At 40.2% G+C, this 23,643-nt stretch carries 26 protein-coding genes; 15 read left to right on the top strand and 11 right to left on the bottom strand.

Annotated features, from left to right (window positions below):
* Positions 1-9: 9 nt before the first annotated feature.
* Together AC5JMF_RS06675 and AC5JMF_RS06670 are read right to left on the bottom strand one after the other, a co-directional pair.
* Complete coding sequence (locus AC5JMF_RS06675; protein ID WP_495794919.1) at positions 10-666, bottom strand: peptidase M15; 657 nt, start codon at positions 664-666, stop codon at positions 10-12.
* A gap of 10 nt (positions 667-676) precedes the next feature.
* On the bottom strand, positions 677-1,225 hold the full coding sequence (locus AC5JMF_RS06670) for an NUDIX hydrolase (RefSeq protein ID WP_495794918.1): 549 nt from the start codon (positions 1,223-1,225) through the stop codon (positions 677-679).
* Positions 1,226-1,359: 134 nt separating this feature from the next.
* Here AC5JMF_RS06670 and AC5JMF_RS06665 point away from each other — a divergent pair, with 134 nt between their 5' ends.
* Both AC5JMF_RS06665 and AC5JMF_RS06660 read left to right on the top strand, forming a co-directional pair.
* Positions 1,360-2,412, top strand: coding sequence for a dipeptide epimerase (locus tag AC5JMF_RS06665; protein WP_495794917.1), 1,053 nt, complete (start codon positions 1,360-1,362; stop codon positions 2,410-2,412).
* Entirely contained in the window at positions 2,396-3,442 is a 1,047-nt protein-coding gene (locus AC5JMF_RS06660; RefSeq protein ID WP_495794916.1) for an N-acetyltransferase DgcN family protein, read from the top strand. The genes AC5JMF_RS06665 and AC5JMF_RS06660 overlap by 17 nt, the downstream gene beginning before the upstream one ends.
* Before the next feature lie 189 nt (positions 3,443-3,631).
* Here the strand turns inward: AC5JMF_RS06660 and AC5JMF_RS06655 are convergent, their stop codons facing one another.
* The 5 genes from AC5JMF_RS06655 to AC5JMF_RS06635 form a co-directional block, all read right to left on the bottom strand.
* Positions 3,632-7,090 carry a DUF4114 domain-containing protein gene (locus tag AC5JMF_RS06655; RefSeq protein ID WP_495794915.1) on the bottom strand — a complete coding sequence of 1,153 codons (3,459 nt, stop codon included), beginning with the start codon at positions 7,088-7,090 and terminating at the stop codon, positions 3,632-3,634.
* On the bottom strand, positions 7,087-7,830 hold the full coding sequence (locus AC5JMF_RS06650; protein WP_495794914.1) for a DUF4347 domain-containing protein: 744 nt from the start codon (positions 7,828-7,830) through the stop codon (positions 7,087-7,089). Before AC5JMF_RS06650 ends, AC5JMF_RS06655 begins: the two co-directional genes overlap by 4 nt.
* Before the next feature lie 678 nt (positions 7,831-8,508).
* A complete protein-coding gene (locus tag AC5JMF_RS06645; protein WP_495794913.1) occupies positions 8,509-9,027 on the bottom strand; it encodes a hypothetical protein in 519 nt (172 codons plus the stop codon).
* Between the two features lie 179 nt (positions 9,028-9,206).
* Complete coding sequence (locus AC5JMF_RS06640) at positions 9,207-9,506, bottom strand: hypothetical protein (protein ID WP_495794912.1); 300 nt, start codon at positions 9,504-9,506, stop codon at positions 9,207-9,209.
* Between the two features lie 53 nt (positions 9,507-9,559).
* Positions 9,560-10,030 carry a Spy/CpxP family protein refolding chaperone gene (locus AC5JMF_RS06635; protein ID WP_495794911.1) on the bottom strand — a complete coding sequence of 157 codons (471 nt, stop codon included), beginning with the start codon at positions 10,028-10,030 and terminating at the stop codon, positions 9,560-9,562.
* 271 nt (positions 10,031-10,301) lie between these two features.
* On the opposite strand from AC5JMF_RS06635, the gene AC5JMF_RS06630 reads away from it, so the two are divergent.
* Genes AC5JMF_RS06630 through AC5JMF_RS06610 form a run of 5 tightly spaced genes read left to right on the top strand, consistent with a single transcriptional unit; the run spans position 10,302 to position 12,828 of the window.
* On the top strand, positions 10,302-11,510 hold the full coding sequence (locus tag AC5JMF_RS06630; protein WP_495794910.1) for a sensor histidine kinase: 1,209 nt from the start codon (positions 10,302-10,304) through the stop codon (positions 11,508-11,510).
* Positions 11,507-12,169: a response regulator gene (locus AC5JMF_RS06625; RefSeq protein WP_495794909.1), complete on the top strand. Its 663-nt coding sequence runs from the start codon at positions 11,507-11,509 to the stop codon at positions 12,167-12,169. Before AC5JMF_RS06630 ends, AC5JMF_RS06625 begins: the two co-directional genes overlap by 4 nt.
* A complete protein-coding gene (locus AC5JMF_RS06620; protein WP_495794908.1) occupies positions 12,156-12,323 on the top strand; it encodes a DUF6932 family protein in 168 nt (55 codons plus the stop codon). Before AC5JMF_RS06625 ends, AC5JMF_RS06620 begins: the two co-directional genes overlap by 14 nt.
* Positions 12,320-12,694, top strand: a complete 375-nt coding sequence (locus AC5JMF_RS06615; protein ID WP_495794907.1) for a hypothetical protein — start codon at positions 12,320-12,322, stop codon at positions 12,692-12,694. Before AC5JMF_RS06620 ends, AC5JMF_RS06615 begins: the two co-directional genes overlap by 4 nt.
* A complete protein-coding gene (locus tag AC5JMF_RS06610; RefSeq protein ID WP_495794906.1) occupies positions 12,682-12,828 on the top strand; it encodes a hypothetical protein in 147 nt (48 codons plus the stop codon). The genes AC5JMF_RS06615 and AC5JMF_RS06610 overlap by 13 nt, the downstream gene beginning before the upstream one ends.
* A gap of 76 nt (positions 12,829-12,904) precedes the next feature.
* Here the strand turns inward: AC5JMF_RS06610 and AC5JMF_RS06605 are convergent, their stop codons facing one another.
* Positions 12,905-13,024, bottom strand: a complete 120-nt coding sequence (locus tag AC5JMF_RS06605) for a hypothetical protein (RefSeq protein ID WP_495794946.1) — start codon at positions 13,022-13,024, stop codon at positions 12,905-12,907.
* Positions 13,025-13,182: 158 nt separating this feature from the next.
* Between AC5JMF_RS06605 and psb34 the strand changes: the two genes are divergently transcribed.
* Complete coding sequence (gene psb34 / locus AC5JMF_RS06600) at positions 13,183-13,353, top strand: photosystem II assembly protein Psb34 (RefSeq protein ID WP_495794905.1); 171 nt, start codon at positions 13,183-13,185, stop codon at positions 13,351-13,353.
* A gap of 135 nt (positions 13,354-13,488) precedes the next feature.
* Here psb34 and AC5JMF_RS06595 read toward each other — a convergent pair whose 3' ends face one another.
* Positions 13,489-13,650, bottom strand: a complete 162-nt coding sequence (locus tag AC5JMF_RS06595) for a hypothetical protein (RefSeq protein WP_495794904.1) — start codon at positions 13,648-13,650, stop codon at positions 13,489-13,491.
* A gap of 198 nt (positions 13,651-13,848) precedes the next feature.
* Between AC5JMF_RS06595 and AC5JMF_RS06590 the strand changes: the two genes are divergently transcribed.
* The 6 genes from AC5JMF_RS06590 (at position 13,849) to AC5JMF_RS06565 (ending at position 20,138) form a co-directional block, all read left to right on the top strand.
* Entirely contained in the window at positions 13,849-14,847 is a 999-nt protein-coding gene (locus tag AC5JMF_RS06590) for an ABC transporter ATP-binding protein (RefSeq protein ID WP_495794945.1), read from the top strand.
* On the top strand, positions 14,848-15,639 hold the full coding sequence (locus tag AC5JMF_RS06585; RefSeq protein WP_495794903.1) for an ABC transporter permease: 792 nt from the start codon (positions 14,848-14,850) through the stop codon (positions 15,637-15,639).
* A 191-nt stretch (positions 15,640-15,830) separates the two neighbouring features.
* Positions 15,831-17,477 (top strand): GldG family protein, encoded by a 1,647-nt coding sequence (locus tag AC5JMF_RS06580; protein ID WP_495794902.1) that lies wholly within the window; start codon positions 15,831-15,833, stop codon positions 17,475-17,477.
* A 76-nt stretch (positions 17,478-17,553) separates the two neighbouring features.
* Positions 17,554-18,165 carry a DUF4340 domain-containing protein gene (locus AC5JMF_RS06575; protein WP_495794901.1) on the top strand — a complete coding sequence of 204 codons (612 nt, stop codon included), beginning with the start codon at positions 17,554-17,556 and terminating at the stop codon, positions 18,163-18,165.
* Positions 18,166-18,268: 103 nt separating this feature from the next.
* Positions 18,269-19,123 (top strand): formyltetrahydrofolate deformylase, encoded by an 855-nt coding sequence (gene purU / locus AC5JMF_RS06570; RefSeq protein WP_495794900.1) that lies wholly within the window; start codon positions 18,269-18,271, stop codon positions 19,121-19,123.
* 16 nt (positions 19,124-19,139) lie between these two features.
* Positions 19,140-20,138, top strand: a complete 999-nt coding sequence (locus AC5JMF_RS06565) for a DUF6745 domain-containing protein (protein ID WP_495794899.1) — start codon at positions 19,140-19,142, stop codon at positions 20,136-20,138.
* A gap of 487 nt (positions 20,139-20,625) precedes the next feature.
* On the opposite strand, the gene AC5JMF_RS06560 is transcribed toward AC5JMF_RS06565, so the two are convergent.
* Complete coding sequence (locus tag AC5JMF_RS06560) at positions 20,626-21,231, bottom strand: exopolysaccharide biosynthesis protein (RefSeq protein WP_495794898.1); 606 nt, start codon at positions 21,229-21,231, stop codon at positions 20,626-20,628.
* Positions 21,232-21,424: 193 nt separating this feature from the next.
* Complete coding sequence (locus tag AC5JMF_RS06555; protein ID WP_495794897.1) at positions 21,425-22,354, bottom strand: lipid kinase; 930 nt, start codon at positions 22,352-22,354, stop codon at positions 21,425-21,427.
* Between the two features lie 258 nt (positions 22,355-22,612).
* Between AC5JMF_RS06555 and AC5JMF_RS06550 the strand changes: the two genes are divergently transcribed.
* A complete protein-coding gene (locus tag AC5JMF_RS06550; RefSeq protein ID WP_495794896.1) occupies positions 22,613-23,317 on the top strand; it encodes a TIGR02117 family protein in 705 nt (234 codons plus the stop codon).
* Positions 23,318-23,643: the final 326 nt, after the last annotated feature.

The raw sequence follows: 23,643 nt of genomic DNA, 5'->3' as shown, positions 1-23,643 counted from the left end.
AACACGATATTACTTAGCTATCTGTAGTTCTTGGATGAATTCTTGGTAATATTCTTCGTGTGAACCCAAATAGTTGTCCATTCCTTGATGAGTTAAATACCCAGCCTTTTTTGTGTGTGGATTTTTAACGTAGCTATAGATAACTTTTGAGCGTTCTAATGCTTCATACCAACTAATGTTAAATGCTGCCAACTTTGGATAGAAAACCATATTAGCATAGTGAGGAATATGATCATGTATCCACCAAGCTAAAGCTGTCCAGTCTTGGGTGCGATCATAGTACGGAATAAACGAGGTGACAATGATACACGCGGTTGCACCCATATAACCTTTTTTACTTCTAATATCCCAAATGTGACCTGCATAACTTGATTCGTTGCTGGCACAGTTGTACTGATTTTTGTTTTCTGCACCTTTAGCATTAACTGTACAAGCACGGAAGGCAGAACGCACACTAATTCTACCGAGTGCATCTTGAATTGGTTCTAACACTTGCTCACAGAGCATTTTTCCGGCTGCGATCGCTAAGTCTGGATCATCTGGTATGTTGGGAATGCCTTCTATTTGTGAAATCTCAGAGTACAGGAACTCACGCATAAAAAAACTCTTAGAAAGTTGAACACGCCCCAATCTTTCTAAAGCTTCTACAGTTTGTGGTTTTCTCATAGACTATTAATTAAATAATAAAATTTAAACCCAATAAAAGAGCCGCTACAGTTCCTGCAACAGAAATTTCGCCTCGGCTGATTTTATCCAAAACTAATTCTATAGGAATTAAGATAACTTCAATTTCTTCTGTAATGTCCAAGTTTTGCTCGCCAGACTTGATAACATTCTCTGCTAAAAATAAATGTATTTTATTAGTATCTTTGCTAGGTTTGTCATATAACGTTGCAATTTTCTGTAGCTGTTTGGCGCTATAACCAGTCTCTTCTTGTAATTCTCTCATAGCTGCTAATTCAGCGCTCTCTTGTGTGTGGTCAAAACTCCCTGCTGGCAGTTCGATAAAAAAATCTCCTACTGCGTGTCTGTATTGACGAACAAAAATAATTTCTTGATTACTAGTAATAGGTAAAATTAACGCGACTTCTGGTTTAATAGTGACAAAGTAATCATCTACAATTTTACCATTAGGCAATTCGATTTCATCTTGTCTTACCTGACACCAGCGTTCATCTAAAACCATTTTTGAGTTTAAAATTTTCCATTTTTTTAAATTGTTCATAAGATCAATCAAGAATAAGTTTATGTATAAAAAAGCTTTTGGAGTGAGGACTTTAATCCTCTAAGAGGAAAGCACTTCAGTAATTAATCTAGAAATTATCACTAACGTATTATTTCATCCACCATAGTATACTTATGCAAATAGATGTTACATCATTTACCGTAAACAAACGATTTCCCTTGACCATCAGCCGAGGAACAACGGCACAAACAACGAATATATGGGTGAAAATTTCCCAAGATGGGATTGAAGGTTGGGGAGAGGCATCACCCTTTAGTGTGGGCAATTACTCACAATCAACTGATACAATCAGAATCGCATTACAGCAAGTCGTACCTGCGTTGCAAGGATTCAACCCTTTACAACGGCAGCAAGTTGAGCAAGTGCTAACCCAATTTCAAGTTCCTTGTTCGGTTAGGGCAGCATTGGATATGGCGATGCATGACTGGCTTGGCAAGTATGTAGGTTTACCACTGTGGCAAATCTGGGGACTCGATCGCAATGTGATAGTACCAACTTCGGTAACAATTGGGATTAATTCACCAGAGGGAGCCAAAGCAAGGGCACGGGATTGGTTACAATTTATGAATGTTCAGCTGTTTAAGGTGAAATTAGGTAGCCCAGATGGCATAGACGCAGATCGAAAAATGCTATTAGCGGTACGAGAACAAGCACCTGATCTGGAATTTTTCGTTGATGCCAACGGGGGTTGGAATTTGATAGATGCGATTGAGATGTGTAGTTGGCTAGCTGATTTAGGTATAAAGTATGTAGAACAGCCACTGCCACGAGGAGAGGAAAAAAACTTAACAAAACTCAAAGAGCATTCGCCTCTACCTATTTTTGCTGATGAAAGTTGTTTTACCAGCGCTGACATTCCTCATCTAGCAAACTGCGTGAATGGTATTAACATTAAATTGATGAAATCAGGGGGTTTAACTGAGGCAATGCGGATGGTACACACAGCACGAAGTTGTGGTTTGCAAGTAATGTTCGGTTGCTACTCAGATAGTACTTTAGCAAATACAGCCGCTGCTCAGTTAGCACCACTAGCTGATTATTTAGATTTAGACAGTCACCTAAACTTAATTGATGACCCCTTCACGGGTGCATTGATGCAAGAAGGAAGAATATTACCAAACGATTTACCAGGCTTGGGGGTACAACACAGTGCGTCTGTCGCTTAATCAACGAGTTGCTATCTTATTACATGAAGGAGTCACCGGCCCCCAGGGCAAAACCGGACTATCAATTTTACGCTATAGCGAAGCCCCGATAGTAACACTAATCGATCGCGAGTGTGCGGGTAAATCTCTAGTAGAACTCACAGGTATCAAGCGTGAAGTACCGATTGTAGCATCGGTAGCAGCAGCATTAGAATACAAACCCGAGGTTTTGGTGATTGGGATTGCGCCAAAGGGTGGTGGTGTACCAGATGATTATTGGTTAGAAATTAAACATGCCCTAAAATTTGGTATGTCTTTAGTCAATGGTTTGCACACACCAATGGCAAACATGCCAGAGTTAAATGCCCTATTGCAACCAGGGCAAATAATTTGGGATGTACGCAGAGAACCACCAAATTTAGAGGTTGCTAGTGCCATAGCACGTACTCTTCCCTGTCGGCGAGTGCTGACTGTAGGAACTGACATGGCGATCGGTAAAATGTCTACAAGTTTAGAACTACATTGGGCGTCAAAACTGCGGGGCTGGCGTTCTAAGTTCATCGCTACGGGTCAAACTGGTTTAATGCTAGAAGGAGATGGCATAGCTTTAGATGCAGTCCGGGTAGACTTTGCCGCTGGTGCTGTCGAACAAATAGTCATGCGCTATGGTAAAAACTACGACATCCTTCATGTCGAAGGTCAAGGTTCGTTACTTCATCCTGGTTCCACAGCAACCTTACCCTTAATTCGTGGTTCTCAACCAACTCAACTAGTATTAGTGCATCGAGCCGGACAAACTCATAACCGTAATAATCCCTATGTACCCATTCCATCTTTACCAGAAGTAATCCGGCTTTATGAGACTGTTGCAAGTGCTGGGGGTGCTTTTGGGAAAGTGCCAGTAGTTGGTATAGCGTTGAATACTGCACACTTAGATGAGATTAAGGCTAAAGAGGCGATCGCGCAAACAACAGCCGAAACCGGACTACCATGTACAGATGCAGTACGCTTCGATGCTGGAGTGCTTTTAGATGCGGTAATGCAGAATTAGTTGGGGAATGGGGAATGGGGAATAGTAATAAATAAAAGATAAACCCTGGTAGAAACGGGCCATAGCGCGTCTCTGCCAGGGAAATGAGACAGTAAAAAAGCAGGGGGAGAAATAAATAATTCCTAATTACGAATTACGTTAGCGCAGCGGTAGCGAGTCCTCGAGCGTCATTACGAATTACGAATTCCCCTAAGCAATACTCAAATTCACCTTCACAATAATATCGTTGAAATCATAGTCACCGCCGTGTGCTAAATCCTCAAAGCCAAAGGTGTTATCTCCTAATAGGCGAACGTGATCAGTTTGGTCTGTATTAGCCCCCAAGAATGGGAAGTAAACAGCCGGATTATTATTAGAATTACTTGCAAGAAAAGTATCAGGCGTACCATCAACAATCATGAATGGGACAAAAATACCACCAGGCTGCAAAGTGCCAGTGTAACTTGCAGCGCTTTGATTCTCCACAGTCAAAGCAAGACCGCCTACACGGTTGCGAATAGCTGCTTCAGTATAGCCAGCTTGCCCAACCAATAAATCTGCTGTACCATCACCGTCAGTGTCAATACCACCATCCTCATCAATTACCTGATAAAAGCCGATAAAGTTGTTGTGAACAGCTTCTCTATTGACAACAAACTCAGCATTTACTACTTGTGTAACATCTCGCAAATCAAGAACTTCGCCTTGTGGTTTTCCTTGTAAACCTGTACCTAAAACTAAATCATCATCCGTGACATTTGCCGTCACCACCAAATCTTGGAAATCATCAGTGTTAGCACCTTGGGCATCCCTCCAACCGAGAGAAAACCCTCCATCCTCTAAGTTTTTGATGTTGAAACTAGCATCAGAGGAAAAGAGTACATCATCGAGACTACCTTCTCCACTCATCACCTCATCAAGAGTGCTGTTGCGTACAATAAAAAATCGCAAACGTTCGCTAGAATCGACTTCTAGTAGGCGCGTTGCTTTGTTAATAAACCCGTTGGGAATTTTAACAATAGTGGAAAATAACACCTGAGAACGCTCTAAAGCCGCTTCGGTATAACCTTCTTCACCAGGACCAATACCATCAATTGTCCCTTCTTCATCGTCAACGATGAATACTCCCAATTCATTAAGTAGGTTAGAACTTTGTCCAGTCAGCTTGATTGAGAGTTTGGCTTTTTCGTTGTCACTGTTGACAATAAAGACATCTTTGTCATTAACCTTGGTTAATTTTGTTGGCACATCAATATCAGTGACATTGATCATAAACTCTTCTTCTTTAGAGTTCATAGCAGTGTCAGTTGCTTTGACACGGATGTTGTAACTAGGCTTAGTTTCAAAGTTCGGAGATTTCCTGATAAACAGCTTATTGCCTTTAATGATGAAAACCGGATTATCAGTATCACCAGTTCCGGCAACTAAATCATAAGTCAACGGGTCGTTTTCATCCGGGTTATCAGTTGAGAAAGCTCCAATTTCCTTATTCTTCGGTGCGTTATCGTCAACCTCTGTATTGCTTAACATCAATGTTGTGAAGGATTCATTAATATCGTTGATATTAATGACAAACTCTTTTTCTTCAGGAGTGTTAGAACCATCCGACACACTCACACGGATTTTGTAACTAGTTTTAGTTTCATAGTCTGGGGAAGAGTTGAATTGCAATTTATCCCCATCAATAGTGAAAGCACCATTATCATCACTACCTGTGCCAGTTACAAAGCTGTAGGTTAATGTATTGCCTTCTTCATCGGTGCTGGAGAAGGTAGCAATGTCGGTAGATGCTGCTACATTTTCGTCTACACTTATGGGACTCAATGCAAAATCAGTGGGCGGTTCGTTGATGTCATTAATATCAATGACAAACTCTTGTTCTTCAGGAGTGTTAAAACCATCCGATACACTTACACGGATTTTGTAACTAGTTTTAGTTTCATAATCTGGGGAAAAATTGAATTGCAGTTCATTCCCATTAATAGTGAAAGCATCGTTATCATCATCACCCATGCCGGCAACAAAACTGTAAGTTAATGTTTGACCTTCAGGGTCAGTGACCGAAAAGGTAGTAACGACAGTGGATGTTTCTATGTTTTCGTTAACAGCTATTGGTGTAACTGGAGTTGATATAAAGCCTGTAGGAGGTTCATTAATATCGTTGATATTAATGACAAACTCTTTTTCTTCAGGAGTGTTAAAACCATCCGACACACTCACACGGATTTTGTAACTAGTTTTAGTTTCATAGTCTGGGGAAGAGTTAAATCGCAGCTTATTGCCACCGTTAATAGTGAAAGCACCATTATCATCACTACCTGTGCCAGCAACCAATGTATAAGTTAATGTTTGACCTTCAGGGTCAGTGCTGGAGAAAGTAATAATGTCGGTAGATACTGGTATGTTCTCGTCAACATTTACTGGACTTGGATTTGATGCAAAATCAGTGGGAGGTTCGTTGATATTGGTAATGCTGATAGTCAACGCCTCTTCGTAATATTCTCCCGCAGCGTCTGTTGTTCTGACACGAATGCTGTAACTAGTTTGGGTTTCATAGTCTGGGGAAGAATTGAATTGCAGTTGATTTCCGTTAATAGTGAAAGCACCATTATTGGTATCACCCGCACCAGAAACCAAGGTATAGGTGAATGATGTATCGACTGTATCTGAGTCAGTGGTTGAGAAAGTAGCAACGTCGGTAGATGCGGCGATGTTTTCGTTGAAACTTGTTGGACTCAGACTCAAGTCTGTGGGAGCATTGTTAATTCTGTAGCGTACTATGGCAAAGCTACCCCCACTGTTACCAGCTACGAGAATCTTGCCATCTGATTGTAGGGCAATGCTTCTACCAATGTCGTTGCTGCCAAGACCTGTAATGACGATGCCATTAGTGTCAAAGGTAGTGTCAAGAACGCCATTAGAGGTGTAACGTACCAAAGCAAAGTTACCACCACTGTTACCAGCTACAAGAATCTTGCCGTCAGGTTGCAGGATAACACTTCTACCAATATCGTTGCCGCCAAGACCAGTTACAACCTTGCCACCACTACCAAAGGTATTGTCGAGACTGCCATTGGTGTTATAACGTGCAATAGCAAAGCTACCATCGCTATTTCCTGCTACAACAATCTTGCCATCAGGTTGCAGGATAATGCTTCTGCCAACATCGTTGCCATCAAAATCAGTAGTGAGCCTGCCATCACCATCAAAGGTATTGTCAAGTGAGCCGTTGGAGTTGTAACGTGCTATGGCAAAGTTACCGTTGCTTTGTCCTGCTACAAGAATTTTGCCATTGGCTACTTGTTGTACAACAACACTGTAGCCACCATCAGAACCACCAAAATCTGTAACGACTCTGCCATTAACACCAAAGCTGTTGTCATGATCACCATCTGTTCTGTAACGTGCTAAAGCAAAGTTACCGTTGCTTTCTCCTGCTGAGAGAATCTTGCCATCTGATTGTATGGCAACGCCGTAGGCAATGTCGGTGCCACCAAGAAAACCATGAGTATTCTTACCATCACTATCAAAGCTGCTGTCAAGAGTACCATTGACTAGATAACGTGCTACGACAAAGTCATCGCCGCTTTTACCCACCACAACAATTTTGCCGTCGCTTTGCACAGCCACGCCATAGCCTGCCTCGGTGTCAGCAAAATCAGTAGTCAACCATCACCGTCAAAGGTGTTGTCAAGAGTACCATTGACTAGATAACGTGCAACAGCCAAGTTACCACTGCTTTCTCCCGCAACGATAATCTTGCCGTTGCTTGTTTGCACGACTATGCTATTTCCAATATCGACGCCACCAAAACCAGTCTTGACTATGCCATCGCCATCAAAGCTAATGTCAGGAAGTACTACAGATAAAACTGAGCTGTAAGCTGCCATTACTTCTGGCTCAAATGCCAGAGGCGCTACAACTTCCCCTGTACTCACTTCTAGTTCCCAGTCACCACCCAATGCAGCGCTTCCTGTTAAGTCATCAGATGCGGCGACTACTGCACCTGTGAGTTCGCTCAAGCGCTCAATAAGTGCCATACCTTGCTGTGTATGGGCGACTTCGCAACCATACAGCAGTAATTGGGCATTTGCGCTCAAGGCATTTGCCCAACCCATGAGTTGTTCAGTATAACAATTAATTGTTTCGTAGCTAAGTTGACTATTACCTAAATATATGCATCCTGGTGCGCCGTGGGAAACAATGTGTAAGCTGTTGATTTCCTGATGAGATGCCAGAACTTGGCTTATTTCTTCAATACTATCTTGCTCAGTGTTTAAGATGACAACACAAGTGTTTGGTAACACACCCGCTACTAGGCTTTGATAATCCTCTACCTGTGGGTCGATAAAAACTAAACGTTCTGTGGGCTGTTGTTGGTACAAATCTTGAGTGGGGTAGATAGTCATACTGACCAGCGTTTTACCAAGTAATGTTTTTATTAGTACTTTTTTATTCCTCACAAATAATTTCTACTAAATACTGAGATTATGTGTAGGAATTCTGAGATTTTGTGAAGAAACAAATATAAATGTATGTAAGCTAATGACTTATTGAGTTCAGTAGATTTACTAGTATGTAGCCAAAATAGAATAATTACTTTCAATAAATATTTGGTGTTGTTCAGCGAGGAAATTGATGCATAAAAGGGAACAAGAAACAGGACTGAAATTTCTTTGTGTGGAGACATACCCCAATACGGTTCAGTTAAGAAGATATGTAGGTTGGGTTGTAGCTTGCTTAAGCGTAGGGGTACGAAGTGAAACCCAGCTCCCATTGAAGTAAGAAATAAATGTCTAGACTTGTCTAGAATTTATATAGCAGACATACTCCTTCTATCACTCTGAGGAAATAAAAATAAATGTAGCAGCCGTCTTACTACGCGAAACACGGAAACGTTGAGGCGGAAGTTGCTACAGGTTACGCGAAACACGGCTTTTGACTCTTGACTATTAACCAGTCCCCATTACCCCTAATCCCCACTCCCTCCGGGAGCGGGGGCCCCGAGTTCCCCAGTCCACCATAGGAAAAAGGACAAGAGGATGAAGTTTTTCCCCTTGTCCCATCTTCTTTCTGCAAGAAGTCTGTTATTTATTGATTACGGAAAATATTTTTTGCACATCAGTTAAGGATAAATGCCACAACAGCTCTGGTTGCCAAGTATCCGGGTCAAACTGAGAGTGACGACCGCGTTGGTATGCTTGCCAGAGCCGACTCCAACTAAATTGTTGTTGATAATTTAGGTTTTGATGAATTACTCGCAACAATCCTAACCCTAACAAAACGTTAGTTAGTTGCAGCTTTGCTCCTAATAAAAATGCTTGTATTTCGGCTTCACCAATGGGATCTACACCATATTCTGTTAGGATGTGAACGCCGTCATGGAGTTGTTTACGACGGCTACCTGTAGTAAAGGGTTTTAAATTGTTTTTACCAAGAAAGTCTACCCAATTTCTACCAAAAGTTCCTATAGGAAGCGATCGCAATTTCTCTATGTCCACGATTTGCGGTACATTTAATCCCTTTACTTCAGTCATGCGATCAATTAAATCTAAAACTTGTTGCAAGCGCGGAACGGGATTTGAGGAAGTAGTAAAGGTTTGCATAGTCGAAATATGAAATTTTGTAAGGTGGGAAAAAACCCACCCTAACTGTTGCTATTTGTTTTGAAAATAGAAAATGGGAAAGAGTAAATAGATTGGAAATTCATTAAACTACAAATTACGAATTACGCGTTTCGCAGCGGTAGCAATGTAGAAGCGTTATTACGAATTACGAATTTGTATTAGTTGCGCTTATATCGATATATAGTGCGAGAAAAATTATTTTGTTGTTGGTTGAGTCGTCGTCGTTCACGAGGAGTTAGGCGTCCACCGTCAAGCAAATTGCGCCTACGTGCAGCTTCAAGAGCTGCTTGTCGGCGTTTGAGATTGCGTAGTTCGGCTCTATTTATAGAGCCATTTCTAACACCATTGTAGATACGTTGATTCTGCCTAACTTCACGATTATGTACTTCACCAGCAGAAGCTACTGTAGGCAAGAAAATCGCGGTAGCACACACAGCAGCAAAGATAAAGCGTTTCATAGAAATATCCTTCTCAATGGTTATGTATTTGACATCAGACTTTTTGACGATAATTAAGGATTGCGTTGTTGACGACGCTCTCTCCTATTTTCTTGGAATTGTTTGAGTTGTTCCTGTTGTTCGGGAGTCAGAACTGCTTGCATTTGCTGTTTTGCAGACTCGCGAATTCGACGCATTTGGGTTTTCTGTTCTTCAGTCAGATTCAGGTTAGCAAAATCCTTACCTCGACGTGATGGACGCTGACCTGCTTGTCGTTGAGTTTGACGTGCTTCAAATGCGGCTTTTAATTTTTCTTTTTGTTCTGGGGTCAGTAGTGCTTCAATCTGGGTACGAGTGTTGCGGCGAATTTGTTGTATTTGGGCTTTTTGTGCATCGGTTAGTTCTAAATTTCGCCAGGGGCCTTTTTCTGGGGTTTCTGTACGGGTTGGAGCCGGAACAGTTGGTTGTGCTTGAGCAACAAAGGGAGTTGTAGTTAAGGTAAGAGCGATCGCACCAGCGATGAGTGATAATGCTTTGAGTTTCATTTATTGCCTTGTGGTTTTTTGTGTTTTGATGTCACCATCATAGAAACTCACCTCTAGTAACCACATGAGGAGAAAGTCACGGTTAGACTATGACTTAAGTCATGATTCATTTCTTGCAAAAATGACTGACAATTATATGTAAATATTTGGAAATTGGGAATTGAAAATTGGATCTGGAAGATAGATTATACAAATCAATTGTCTTGTTTGAAATTCATCAAACAGCCTCAACTCGATGATTACCAATCGAAAATCTCAAGCTTAAAATTTTATGAGTCGCCCAATTAAGATTAACAATCATCCTTTTCGGTTTCTACTATATTTGGAATGGATTTTATTGGCGATCGCTGTTCTCAGTGCTGCACTGCCACATCCATCACCACGATTTGCTGCTAAGTTTCCAGAATTGACAATTTGCTGTCTTGTGATTTTTGGTTTAATGGGTCTAAGATTACCTACTAATAACTATCTTACTAAGATAATCTACACAGCTAGCGAAGTTTTATTAATTATTATAACGGGAATTTTTGGTGGTAGAACTGCTAGGCTTTTTCCTTTTTTATACATCATTTTAGTAACTCGCAGTTGTCTAATTTTTCAGTCATCTGGACGCTTATTCATTACATTTTTATCGTTTATTTTATTTTTACTAACACTACAATATCGATTTCCCAGACCGCCACTTCCACCACCGACACAGGAGAAGTTTCGGTTTTTTAGCTTTAGCTTAGCGATGTTATTTGGCTTAAGTTTGGTTTTTATATTATTGTTGATGAATGCAGTTTTATCTGAACGTAAAAGTCGAGATAAACTAGCGATTGCTAATGAAAAACTCCGTCAATATGCTCTGAAAATTGAAAATCAAGCCACTTTGGAAGAACGTAACCGTATTGCTCGTGAAATTCATGATTCATTAGGGCATTCTCTCACGGCTTTAAATTTGCAACTAGAAACTGCTTTAAAACTATGGCAATCTAATCCAACCAAGGCTTTTACTTTTTTAACAACAGCTAAAGAACTTGGTTCTAAAACACTCAAAGATGTCCGTCAATCTGTCTCTACTATGCGTTCCCATCTTTTACAAGAACAATCTTTAGAGCAGGCGATCGCTACTCTTCTAGAAGATTTTTATCGCTCAAATGGTGTCATACCAATTTGTCAAATAAATCTTGTCTATCCCATCCCAATAGAAGTGAGTACTTCTATTTATCGCATTATCCAAGAATCTTTGACAAATATCTCAAAATATGCGGATGCAACAGAAATTAAACTAGAAATCACTACAAAAATACGTAGTTTAGTGTTGATAATTCAGGATAATGGTAGAGGTTTTGATCTAAAGCAAAATACCACTGGTTTTGGTTTGCAAAGTATGCGCGATCGCACTCTAGCATTAGGGGGTGAATTTAAGATTAACACCACCCCTGGTTCTGGGTGTCAAATTATAGTTGATATTCCTATGACTAGGTTAATCACATGATTAAAGTGTTGATTGTAGACGATCAAAATTTAATTCGCCAAGGATTAAAAGCGTTATTAGAACTAGAGTCAGATTTAGAAATAGTTGGAGAAGCCGAAAACGGCGAACATGCAATTAATTTAGTCAGGCAATTACAGCCAGATGTCGTATTAATGGATATCAGAATGCCCATTATGGATGGAGTTGCAGCTACGCGAGAAATTCAAAAACATTTTAATAGCACCAAAGTTCTTGTATTGACAACTTTTGATAATGATGAATATGTATCAGCAGCTTTACAAAATGGTGCAATGGGTTATTTACTCAAAGATACGCCTTCAGAAGAATTAGCTGTTGCTATTCGCGCTGTTCATAAAGGATACACTCAACTAGGCCCAGGAATCGTTAAAAAACTATTGACTCAGTTTCCCACCAACACACCAACTCAGTCGCCACCCATACCACCTAATTTAGCCGAACTTACTCCTAGAGAAAAAGAGGTTTTACGTTTAATTGCTACAGGCGCTAGTAACCGCGAAATTGCTCAACAACTCTATATATCTGAAGGGACAGTTAAGAACCATGTTACGAATATTTTAAATCGGTTGAATTTGCGCGATCGTACTCAAGCTGCCATTTTTGCCAATACATTTTTGGATTATTTAAATGAATTATTATGACAGTGCGGCACAGAAAGCTAAGTATAAGGGGGAAATTTATTCATCCGACCAACCCGTGGATGAGTCTACAATATCAATAGAGTTTTTTCAACGCGATAGAAAACAAAATCGTAAGGGTATTGTAGCTATTAACTTATTGGAGTGGGAGCCATGATTAAAGATGATAAACAACTGGCATATTCCAAGGAATGGGTAGAAAAGTTTGCTGAAGCCAACCGGAAATTAAGGGCAAATGAAGAAAAGCGATTAAAAGACCCGGATGGCTGGCAGTTAATTCAAGATTCTAACGATGCGTTACGGCAGAAACTTGTGGATGAAATTGTTGAGTATGAAATGTTAGCCGCCCATAATTCCAACGAACCTATCACTCTACAAGTGGAGTGCATGAATAAAATATCTGATTTATTAATTAAAGCCAGAATTGCTTTTAAAATCACGCCAAAAGAACTGGCAGCGTTATGCGGACACACGGAAGAACAAATTAAATTCTTTGAAGATAAAGAGCAACATTCTTGGAGTTTTTAGCAGTTTCTGATGCCTTGGGTGTTGAAATTATTGATAGTAAATTTATTGCCAAAATGGATGAATTTTACCTCAAACGTTTAGAGGCAATCCGGCAAGCAGCAAGTATTAATGCTGAATTACAAACTACATCTTAAATATTGAAGCAACTCCACACCTGCTACAAAGAAGATTTACCCAACTATTTGTATATCCACTCAATATCCGCATCACTCAATGCTGGTGGAGGTGGAAGTTGGGTGAGTCTACCGATAAATCATACCCAGCTTCGTCATAGATAGCATTTAGCACAGCTTGCAACTCCAGTACAGCACTGGGGTCGCCTTGGCACAGGGGAGCGGGTATCGTCGGGAGAGTATCTTGTAACGTCCAAAATCAATAAGATTTACTTATCAAAAGTATGAGACTTTTTTGTCAAGTTCTGTTGACCATTTGTAACAATACTGTTATATTTGTTTACATAAGTTAATAAACAAACAAAAGAAAAAACTATGTACACCACAGTTAACGAAAACGGCGTTCTCAACAACTACGCAAACGAACCCCAAGTTTATTACGCTGAGTACCCTGCAATCTGGGAACAACGTAAATATGTTATACAAGGTGTGTTCGCTACATTGATTGTCACCACCTTAATCTTGGTTAGTTTGAGCGTTAGCTAAATTTTTTAGACAACGGTATCGGTTTCTTCCATCGACAACATTGGGCTTTCTCTGTTACCTCGGTTTCACAACTGAGGTTTTTTATTGTTTTAGTTCCGTCGAACTCACATGATTGAGAAAGGTAGGTTTTTTACATTAGACTTCTTGCAAAAATACTTGAACCGTCAGAGACTCAAGTCTCTGCCTAATAGCAAAAGTCCGTTGAAACGGACTAAAAATACTGTTATTAGTCGGTTGAAACCGACTTGAGTTATCAGCCAGAAAATAAATTTTCTGGCGAGTATCCGACTTTTGCAAGAGGTCTATTCAATCCAAAAAGCCTATTTCTTCGTTTTGAAATCTTTCTCCGCGTCCCCGCGTCTCCCCGTCTCCTTGTCTCCCCGTCTATCAAAACGCAAAATATTAAAAACTTACACCTGTAAGCCTGCTCCTCTGCCTCTTTTGGTGATCTAATATGGTTTGAGTACCCTATCATTGACGATCGCCACGAACCCGATGATCGAAGTTGAGCATTTGAGTAAAATCTACGGTTCTACCCCAGCTATTACCGATGTCACTTTTAGTGTCGAACCAGGGGAAATTTTAGGTTTCTTGGGCCCCAATGGTGCTGGGAAAACTACGACCATGCGAATTTTAGCTGGGTATTTACCGGCTACAAGTGGAACAGCGCAAATTGCTGGTTATGATGTCCATGAAAATTCTCTAGCTGTACGGCAGCGAATTGGGTATTTACCAGAAACACCACCGCTATATCCAGAAATGACGGTGGAGGGATTTTTGCATTTTGTCGCCCAAATTAAAGGAATACCAGCAGGCGATCGCACTAGTAAAGTCTTAGCAGCTATCAAGCGCTGTAATTTAGAAGAAAAGCGACGAGTGATTATTCGCAAACTATCTAAAGGATATCGGCAAAGGGTAGGCATTGCTCAAGCGATCGTCCATGACCCGCCAGCGATTATTTTAGATGAACCCACCGTTGGACTTGACCCCCGGCAAATCATCGAGGTGCGGAATTTAATTAAAAGCCTTGCTGGTACTCACACAATTATTTTGTCTACGCACATTTTGCCAGAAGCAAGCATGACCTGTAATCGTGTAGCCATCATCAATCGCGGCAAAATTGTAGCAACAAATACACCAGAAAACCTCATGACCCAGTTGACAGATGGGTCAGGATATGAAATTGAAATAGATGGAGAGGCTGCCTTAGCGAAACAGGTATTGCAAAATGTTAAGGGCGTCGCTTTGGTAGAATCAATGCCGAACGCCGGAGTCCAAAATCGTTACCAACTTGAGCAAAACCGGGCTTATTTGCGGGTGATATCGCAACCAGGCAAAGAACCAGGACGGGATATTGCCGCAGCACTACTACGTGGGGGATTTGGTTTACATGAAATGCGGCGTGTCAGCGCTACCCTAGAAGATGTGTTCTTGCAACTGACAACATTAGAGACTGAGGTAAACTCAGCAGCGAAAGAAGGAGAAGCTGCGTAAATGGGTATAGTGCTTGGTAATATTATTGCCATTTATCGCCGCGAGCTACAGAGTTATTTTGTATCGCCTTTAGCGTATGCGATCGCTGGTATATTTTGGGTATTGAGTGGGCTATTGTTGTTCTTGATTTTATGGGGGCCACAAGGCATCTTAGAGGACGAAGTTGCTTATGGGGCAATAGCATCGCTAGATTCTGGCGTGAGATTGGTACAGGATTTTTTGATTGGCATGGCATGGCTATTATTTTTCGTGCTGCCAATTCTCTCGATGGGACTTTATGCCGAAGAACGCAAGCGTGGCACATTGGAACTACTAGCTACGTCGCCTGTAACCAACTGGGCTGTGGCTGTAGGTAAGTTATTGGGAGTGCTAACATTCTTTATTACTATGATCGTACCCTTGCTGGGACTGGAGGCGATCGCTTTAAGTAATACAAATCCAGCAATACAACCGACAATTCCTCTGTTAGGTCATTTAGGATTAATCTTATTAGCGGCGACAATTCTATCTTTAGGAATGTTTATTTCTTCGCTAACAGACAGTACAATCTGGTCTGCTGTTTTTACATTTGCAGCAAGTTTAATGCTGTTATTAATTCCAGATTTTATTGCTCAAAAACTTGGCGGGTCGGTAGGGGAGTTTCTTGGTCATCTTTCATTAGCAAAACATTACAATAATCTGGTTCAAGGAATTTTTGATACTAGCAGTTTAATTTTATTTGCTAGCTATATTATTTTAGGTATCTTTCTGACAGCACAATCAATTGATGCACTGCGTTTTCAGCGGCAATAGTTTTAGGGTTATTGCTGGGAAAATAAGAATTATATTTTCACGCAGAGACGCAGAAACGCAGAGAGTAATGAGAGTTTTATTGTTTTATAGACCAGAATTTGATTTATGCAAGAGGTTTATGAGTCTATTGTCACGTTACTAAGGACAAATGAAAACTTGCCCTGAGCGGAGTCGAAGGGATAACAAATAACATGAAAAAATTTGTAAAAAAGAAACTGTGGATTTTTATATTTTGGCTTGGGCCATTTCTATTTGTTACTGGCTTGACGGCAGGATTAGTAGCTGATAATTGGATACCAATTCCATTGGGATTATTAGTTGCAGGAATTATTGTTAGTGGGTTGTGGCTAGTGTCGCACAGTCGGCAGAATGACTGGTGGGCTAGTCGTTCTACTCAAGCTGGAACTAATGCATTGGTTGCTACTCTCGCAGTGTTAGCGATTTTAGGATTGATTAATTTTTTGGGTACTCGCTATCATTTGCGAATAGACTTTACAGAGTCTCAATGGTTTACTTTGGCCCCTGAATCAAGGGAATTGATAGGTTCTATAAAACAGCCAGTAAAGGTATGGGTATTTGATGTAACTCAAAACTCTTCGGATAGGGAATTACTAGAAATTTATCAACAGCAAAACCCAAATTTTGAGTTTGAGTACATTGACCCACGCACCAGACCAGGATTAGCAGATAAGTTTGGCGTGCAAAAATTTGGTGAAGTTTATTTAGAATCTCAAAATAGACGACAGTTGGTGCAAACGGTCAATAAGCAAGAACGATTGTCGGAAGTGAAATTGACTAATCGGTTGCTACAAATTACTACATTCAGCACAGCTAAAGTTTACTTTCTTCAAGGTCACGGTGAACGTGTACTTAAACCAAGTGAAGGCGGAATTTCTCAGGCAGTGGCAGCATTAAGCGAAAGAAAATATACGGTTGAACCGTTGGAGTTGGCAAAACAACCAAGCGTTCCACAAGATGCTAATGTAGTTGTCATAATAGCCCCAAAAAGAACGCTATTTGAGAACGAAATTAAAGCTTTACAAGCATATATGAACCAGGGGGGTAACTTATTATTAATGGTTGACCCCAACACCGACCCTAAGCTCGACAGCTTTTTAAGTGCATGGGGTGTGAAATTAGATAATCGTTTGGTGATAGAAAGGTCTGGAGAATTAGTCGGACGTGGCCCTGCTGAACCCATAGTTACCCAATACGGGCAACACCCCATTACTAAAGTGTTTGGTAATGGTTTTTCTGTTTATGGGTGGACGCGACCCATTGAGATTAAACCAGTCTCAGGTATTGAAGCTACTCCCTTGTTACTCACCAAACCCTATCCCGAAAGCTGGGCAGAAGGTGACCTCAAAAGCGAAAAATTAGAATTCAACCCCGACAAAGACCTCAAAGGCCCCTTAACTTTGGGCGTAGCTTTGCAGAAAAAAGTAACATCTACATCCAACCCCAGTCCTACTGCCTCCCCCTCACCTCTCCCCTCTCTCCCTGCCAATATTTCCCCTACCTCACCTTCCCCATCTCCCTCACCTCCCTCTCAAAAACCCCAACCAATTGCGACTGAATCAAGATTAGTAGTGTTAGGAAATTCAGATTTTATGACCGATGGTTGGTTTCAACAGCAGTTAAATGGAGATGTATTTCTTAACTCGGTGACTTGGCTAAGTCAACAAGATCAGCAACTACTTTCAATTAGCCCTAAAGAACAGAAAAACCGTCGGCTAAACCTGACGCTTACCCAAGCCTATTCTTTATTGTCACTACTGTTAGTGTTACCCCTAAGTGGGTTGGTGATGGGTGCTATTATTTGGTGGCAAAGACGGTAAGAGAGGTGAGGGAGACGCGGGGACACGGAGAATAATCAATGACAAACGATAAATGACAATTCCCAATTCCTCAAAAATGAAATTACCACGAACGACTTTAATTTTGATATCGCTAGCGCTAGGTTTAGGTGGTTTTGTTTATTTTTATGAAATTCAAGGTAAGACTCGGCAAGAAGAAATCAAGGAAAAACAGCAACAAGTTTTCTCTTTTACTGAAGAGGATATACAATCTTTAATGATCAAAACTCAAAATATGACTTTGAGTTTGGAACGTAGCAGTCAAACTGAAAATCCCAAATGGTTGATTAAATCTCCGATATCGCAACCTGCAAACGATGCTATTGTTTCTTATTTAACGGATTTGTTGGTTAAAGGAAAAAGCGATCGCATTTTATCAACACCTGCAAACAGATTGGGCGAATTTGGCTTAGATAAACCCCAAGCAACGATCAATATCACTTTGAAAAACCAGAAAAGTCATCAGTTACTTCTAGGTAAGCGTGACTTTAGTCGCAGTTCCTTATATGCTCAAACTGACCCCGCTAATCAACAAAATGTAAATGTTTTGTTGGTATCTACAGATTTTGAAAATGCTGTAAATCGTGAACTATCAGAATGGAAACAACCCATAAAGAGTATTGAAAAACTACCTCCCCTCACCGTTCCTCAACCAACACCCACAAGATAAATTCGTAATTCGTAGTTCGTAATTCGTAGTTTAAATTATAAAATACGAAATGCCCTATTTATCTCTTCTCTTGGCGTACTTGGCGGTATAAAATAATATATCTATGACAACTTCAACGGCAACTTTGCTAATTTCCTGTCCAGATCAACGGGGACTAGTAGCGAAAATAGCTAATTTTATCTATGCCAATGGTGGTAATATTATCCATGCAGATCAACATACAGATTTTGCCGCAGGTTTATTTTTAACTCGCATTGAATGGCAGCTAGATGGATTTAATTTACCACGAGATTTAATCGCTGCTGCATTTAATGCCATTGCTCAACCTTTAGGCGCTAAATGGGAATTGCATTTTTCTGATACCATACCACGTATTGCTATTTGGGTAAGTCGGCAAGACCATTGTTTGTTTGATTTAATTTGGCGACATCGAGCGAAAGAATTTGCCGCCGAGATTCCTTTAATTATTAGTAATCACCCTCATTTAAAAGTTGTTGCAGAGCAATTTGGCATTGATTATCATTACATACCAATAAATAAAGACAATAAATCAGAACAAGAAGCCCAACAACTAGAATTACTCCAGAAATACAAAATTAATTTAGTTGTTTTGGCAAAATATATGCAAATTGTTAGTGCAGATTTTATTAAAAAATTTCCACAGATAATTAATATCCATCACTCATTTTTACCAGCTTTTATTGGTGCAAACCCTTATCAAAGAGCCTTTGAACGCGGTGTAAAAATTATTGGTGCAACTGCTCATTATGCGACTGCTGACTTAGATGCAGGCCCCATTATTGAACAGGATGTAGTGCGAGTTAGCCACCGTGATGAAGTTGATGATTTGATCAGAAAAGGTAAAGATTTAGAGCGAGTTGTGTTAGCAAGAGCAGTACGTTTACATCTACAGAATCGCGTTTTGGTGTATGGTAATCGTACAGTAGTGTTTGAGTGACGATCGCTTTCTGATTATGTCTGCTGACCATCTAACACCAGAACAACGCACACTAATATCCCACTATCGAGAAAAATGGCAACATATCGGGTTATCTATCGAATGCATTAACCAGCAACAAGCCATCGATGCAGTTCAAGCTATATACACCACACTTGAACTTACTTCACCAACAATAATTTTTGTTGATAGTCCAAATGCTGCATTTGAATACATTTGGAATTTGCTCCAAGCTAGTTCTGATACAATGCTGGGCAATGCTATAAGTAGTTCTGATTGGAGTAAAATTTACAATAATTTACAATCGTATTTACTTGCACGAGTACCATTTGAGTTGCAAAGCAACTTACATTCGTTGTTGGAAAATCATCTTGCCAACGAGTATGCTAATCTGGTGCAACACCAATTAGAAAATCATTGGGAAAATGTTTTTTATCAGCATTTTGGTAGACGCGATCGCCAAATCCTGAAAAATATATTCTCTTCATGCCGAAAACCCGAAAGTTTAGTTGCAGGAAGCAGCTATTTTGACTTTTGTGTTCATGTTCTCAACTACCACCAATTTCAAGACACAGTCATCACCTTAGAAAAATTTGTGAGGAATTGCGGCTGGACTTTCTTTTTTGAAAACGTAGCAATTATTGCCAACCATCCAACTAAAATAAGTATTAATAGCGAGAATCGTATTCATGCTGAGGATGCAGCCGCGATCGCATTTACAGATGGGTATAGTCTAAATGTAGATCACGGTCAAATCAAGCTAGAACGCATACATAAATTAATTGACCATATTAACTGGACACAGTTATTAAAAAAATTTAATGCAGTTGAAATTGATTCATGGGAAGAATACAGCTTATTACGCGTAAACGAGCGGGTTAATGTCCAGCCTATGCAGTTTTTGAAGGCGACGAATCCCAGTACAGGAGAAGTACATGTATCTAAGATACCACTGCGGATTACATCTGCAATTGAAGCAGTACGCTGGGTAAATCAACGCAAAAACCCGAAGTAAATCTAGCATTAAAATTCCTCGCCCACAAGGGGACGAGGAATTTGGTAATTGGTAATTGGTAATGGGTAATAGGCCAATTACCCATTACCTTAAATTAGGCGATCGCTTTTTTAAATTTTTCCTGACGCAGTTAAAAGCAAGATGGATATATAGATAGTAGATGCACCTTAATTAAATCACAGTCCTCGGCTTTTAGTTGGGGACTTTTTTTATTAATTTATAGTGGTTAATTATTTAGATATTTATGACTATAAAATGATAGTTGAAAAATTGGTTTCTCCCGGATGCTACTCTAAATCGAATGGATAAATAAATGGTAGATGCACCCTAATAAATTATTGCCCCCAGCTTTTGACTGGGGGCTTTACTTTTAAAAAACAAATTTCAAATAAAAATTTCCCGGATTTAGCAATAAGCAAAATGGATAAATAAATGGTAGATGCACCCTAAAAAATTACAGTCCTCACCTAAAAACTGAGGACTTTTCTTATTTAAATATGGCTGGTATTAAACTAGGTGCTAGCCATAATGCATAACCAATAAATGCAAATAATGCAGTAATTAAACCAGTGATGACATAACTAATACAAATTAATAAACCATCCGATTCAATGGTGGCAACTGCTAATAATAAGATTCCAACCGTGGGGATAGGGTTTGTAAAAGGAACTGGCAACATTAATAATATTGTTAGCCAAGAGATACAAATTCCATTAATTCGCCAAACTAAATGATTATGAGCTATTTTTGTCAACCGAGGACGGGTAATTTTTTGTAATATTTTGGTGAGGCGTCCGAGATTTTGTAAAAGTAACTGGGCAAAAACGCGAGGAAATTTGTAATTAGCCATTCTTCTCGGTAGCCAAGGCGATCGCCTTCCCAAAATCATCTGCACTGATAACAACAAGCAAGCAGCACCAAAAGGCCCCGCCAATCCTGGTGGCATCGGAAATAAAAAAGGCAAAACTAATAACGCAATAACCAAACTAAAACCCCTTTCGGAAGTTTCTGCCAGAATATCACCCAAAGTTAACGGTTGTTCAGCTAGGCGTTGCAGCAACGACTTAATATCTTGAGCAAATCTTAGATGCATTTCTGGGGATTGGGGACTGGGGACTGGGGACTGGGGACTGGGGACTGGGGACTGGGGATTGGGGACTGGGGATTGGGGATTGGGGACTGGGGGATTGGGGACTGGGGATTGGGGACTGGGGGACTGGGGGACTGGGGACTGGGGGACTGGGGACTAGGAAATAATTTTCTTGATTCCAATTACGAATTACGAATTACGAATTAACTTCTGATGGTACTAAAACAGTCACAGCTTTAGGTATAACCCGAAAATGAGCGGGGGTGTAGGTAGTGATTTCACCATCAGTATTTATTGGACGCGGTTTACGAGTATTAACTCTTATTTCCTGTCCATGCAGGGCGCGGACATTCCGCGAATTAATGTGTCGCCCTTGTCGCATCGCAGGAAGTATAAGTATAATTTGCCACCAATGTTTAATTTCTATACTATAAAGATCCAACCTTTGATCATCTATTGTGGCATCATGGACTATTGCCATACCACCACCGTAGTAGCGCCCGTTACCTACAGCAATTTGTACTGTTTTGACGCGAATTGATTGACCGTTAATGATGATTTCTGCACGAAAAGGCCGGGCCTCCCAAACTACTTGCAATGCCGTAGCAGCGTAAGCAAGTATTCCCCAGCGACGTTTGACTTCTGTGGTAAGTCGCTGGGTAATTTTCACACTCAATCCTAAGCTAGCGACATTAAAAAAGTGCTTGTCGTTTACCCAGCCTAAATCAATGCGGCGCTGTTCCCCATAAGCGATAATTCTACAAGCTTCGGCTAAAGAGTTAGGAATTCCCAATGTCCTTGCGAGGTCGTTGGCTGTTCCTAAAGGTAAAATTCCTAAAGGCAACTTGGTATCAACTAATCCATCCACGGCGGCGTTGAGAGTACCATCTCCGCCCCCAACTATCACCAAATCAACTTGATTTTGATAGCGTAATATAACCTCAGAAAGATGTTTGGGGTCTTCTGTTGACTCCTCAATTAAATTGAAGCCAAGTGTTTCAAGATGATGAATTGCTTCTTCTAAACGTTGCTGTCCTTGGCGGGCATGACGATTTACCAACAGCAGTGCGCGGGGACTTGTGGGTAATGCCTTTGGTAATTGATCTGTCCAATTATCCGTATTCATAATATTCTGCTTAAAGTTAACTATAAGATCTGACTTGATTGATGAAATTATTTGCGTAGACAGGGAGTAGGGGAGCCACTGCGGTGAAGTACTTGCACCTCTTAAGGTTTCCGCCGATAGCAAAGTGCTGAACCCGAAGGGTCTTGGGGTTTCCCCAAGTGGCGTAGTAGGAAGTGGGGGAAGAGAGATTTTATAGGTATACGGAGTTTTTTCACCAAATCAAATATGAGTTCTATATAAAAAGGTCTTGAGATTGTTATGAAAGGTACCAATAATTCTAGGGGACGGCGTTTACTATATCGTTGCAGTTACTATTTATTTGGTTTTGTTTTATCTAGTCTAACTCTATTAGCTCTGGGTGTGTTGATACCTAGAAAATGGAATAATTACTCACAACATGGGTGTAATTTGAATATTTGTATTTCTAACACGGGAATTCATTCTAATATTATAGTGCCCATCAAAAATGATGCTTTTAATTGGAAAGAATATATATCTCTAGATAAGATTGGTAAGGATACTAATAATAGTTACAATTATTTAAGTTTTGGTTGGGGCGATCGCGATTTTTATATGTCAACGCCAAATGTGGCGGATTTCAAATTGTCTACGACTTTTAAGGCTTTATTTTTACCAACTCCTTCTGTGATGTATGTTAAAGGTTATCAGTCAATTCCTAATGAGTTAGAAGTTAAATGTATTAAAGTTAATCAAACAGATTATTTACAATTAATGCAATTTATTCAAGCAAGTTTTCAACTTAATGCTCAAAATCAAAAAGTTCGTATTGGTGATGGTCACACCGATAATGCTGGTTTTTATGCGGCAAAAGGTAGTTATTCTATATTAAGAAATTGTAATTCTTGGACAGGTGAAGGTTTGCGAAAAGCTAATGCAAATACTCCCTTATGGGATGGGTTATCTTTTGCGATTATGTTGCATTTGAGAAGTGGTTGTAGGTAAGAGTAGTGAGTGGGCTTCGACTTCGCTCAGCCCACGGTAAATGGGAGTAGGGAACTTGTAATGAGCTTGTCCTGAGCAGAGCCGAAAGGCAAAGTCGAAATATGAAGAAAAAAGGCAAAGAATAAGACAAGATTTTGAGTTTTGCCTTTTATCTTTTGCCTTTATGCTAACCTTTATCGCGAGGGGAAACTAGATGTGTTTTAGTTTATATCAATTCAAAATTAAGGAGACATGATGTGTTACGTCTCTACAATGGTTGATGTGTTGCGTTCTTAATTACGAATTACGAATTACGTTAGCGCAGCGTAAAGCCTGCGGCATAGCTT

It is taken from the genome of Desmonostoc vinosum, assembly GCF_059505385.1.
Note: the sequence above shows the minus strand (reverse complement) of the source record. Positions and strands in the feature narration are given on the sequence as shown.

Bases quoted from the DNA above. Each gene is read 5' to 3' on its own strand.
- AC5JMF_RS06675 (WP_495794919.1), bottom strand. From the start codon at position 666: ATGAGAAAACCACAAACTGTAGAAGCTTTAGAAAGATTGGGGCGTGTT.
- AC5JMF_RS06670 (WP_495794918.1), bottom strand. From the start codon at position 1,225: ATGAACAATTTAAAAAAATGGAAAATTTTAAACTCAAAAATGGTTTTA.
- AC5JMF_RS06665 (WP_495794917.1), top strand. From the start codon at position 1,360: ATGCAAATAGATGTTACATCATTTACCGTAAACAAACGATTTCCCTTG.
- AC5JMF_RS06650 (WP_495794914.1), bottom strand. From the start codon at position 7,830: ATGACTATCTACCCCACTCAAGATTTGTACCAACAACAGCCCACAGAA.
- AC5JMF_RS06645 (WP_495794913.1), bottom strand. From the start codon at position 9,027: ATGCAAACCTTTACTACTTCCTCAAATCCCGTTCCGCGCTTGCAACAA.
- AC5JMF_RS06640 (WP_495794912.1), bottom strand. From the start codon at position 9,506: ATGAAACGCTTTATCTTTGCTGCTGTGTGTGCTACCGCGATTTTCTTG.
- AC5JMF_RS06635 (WP_495794911.1), bottom strand. From the start codon at position 10,030: ATGAAACTCAAAGCATTATCACTCATCGCTGGTGCGATCGCTCTTACC.
- AC5JMF_RS06630 (WP_495794910.1), top strand. From the start codon at position 10,302: ATGAGTCGCCCAATTAAGATTAACAATCATCCTTTTCGGTTTCTACTA.
- AC5JMF_RS06625 (WP_495794909.1), top strand. From the start codon at position 11,507: ATGATTAAAGTGTTGATTGTAGACGATCAAAATTTAATTCGCCAAGGA.
- AC5JMF_RS06620 (WP_495794908.1), top strand. From the start codon at position 12,156: ATGAATTATTATGACAGTGCGGCACAGAAAGCTAAGTATAAGGGGGAA.
- AC5JMF_RS06615 (WP_495794907.1), top strand. From the start codon at position 12,320: ATGATTAAAGATGATAAACAACTGGCATATTCCAAGGAATGGGTAGAA.
- psb34 (WP_495794905.1), top strand. From the start codon at position 13,183: ATGTACACCACAGTTAACGAAAACGGCGTTCTCAACAACTACGCAAAC.
- AC5JMF_RS06590 (WP_495794945.1), top strand. From the start codon at position 13,849: ATGATCGAAGTTGAGCATTTGAGTAAAATCTACGGTTCTACCCCAGCT.
- AC5JMF_RS06585 (WP_495794903.1), top strand. From the start codon at position 14,848: ATGGGTATAGTGCTTGGTAATATTATTGCCATTTATCGCCGCGAGCTA.
- AC5JMF_RS06580 (WP_495794902.1), top strand. From the start codon at position 15,831: ATGAAAAAATTTGTAAAAAAGAAACTGTGGATTTTTATATTTTGGCTT.
- AC5JMF_RS06575 (WP_495794901.1), top strand. From the start codon at position 17,554: ATGAAATTACCACGAACGACTTTAATTTTGATATCGCTAGCGCTAGGT.
- purU (WP_495794900.1), top strand. From the start codon at position 18,269: ATGACAACTTCAACGGCAACTTTGCTAATTTCCTGTCCAGATCAACGG.
- AC5JMF_RS06565 (WP_495794899.1), top strand. From the start codon at position 19,140: ATGTCTGCTGACCATCTAACACCAGAACAACGCACACTAATATCCCAC.
- AC5JMF_RS06560 (WP_495794898.1), bottom strand. From the start codon at position 21,231: ATGCATCTAAGATTTGCTCAAGATATTAAGTCGTTGCTGCAACGCCTA.
- AC5JMF_RS06555 (WP_495794897.1), bottom strand. From the start codon at position 22,354: ATGAATACGGATAATTGGACAGATCAATTACCAAAGGCATTACCCACA.
- AC5JMF_RS06550 (WP_495794896.1), top strand. From the start codon at position 22,613: ATGAAAGGTACCAATAATTCTAGGGGACGGCGTTTACTATATCGTTGC.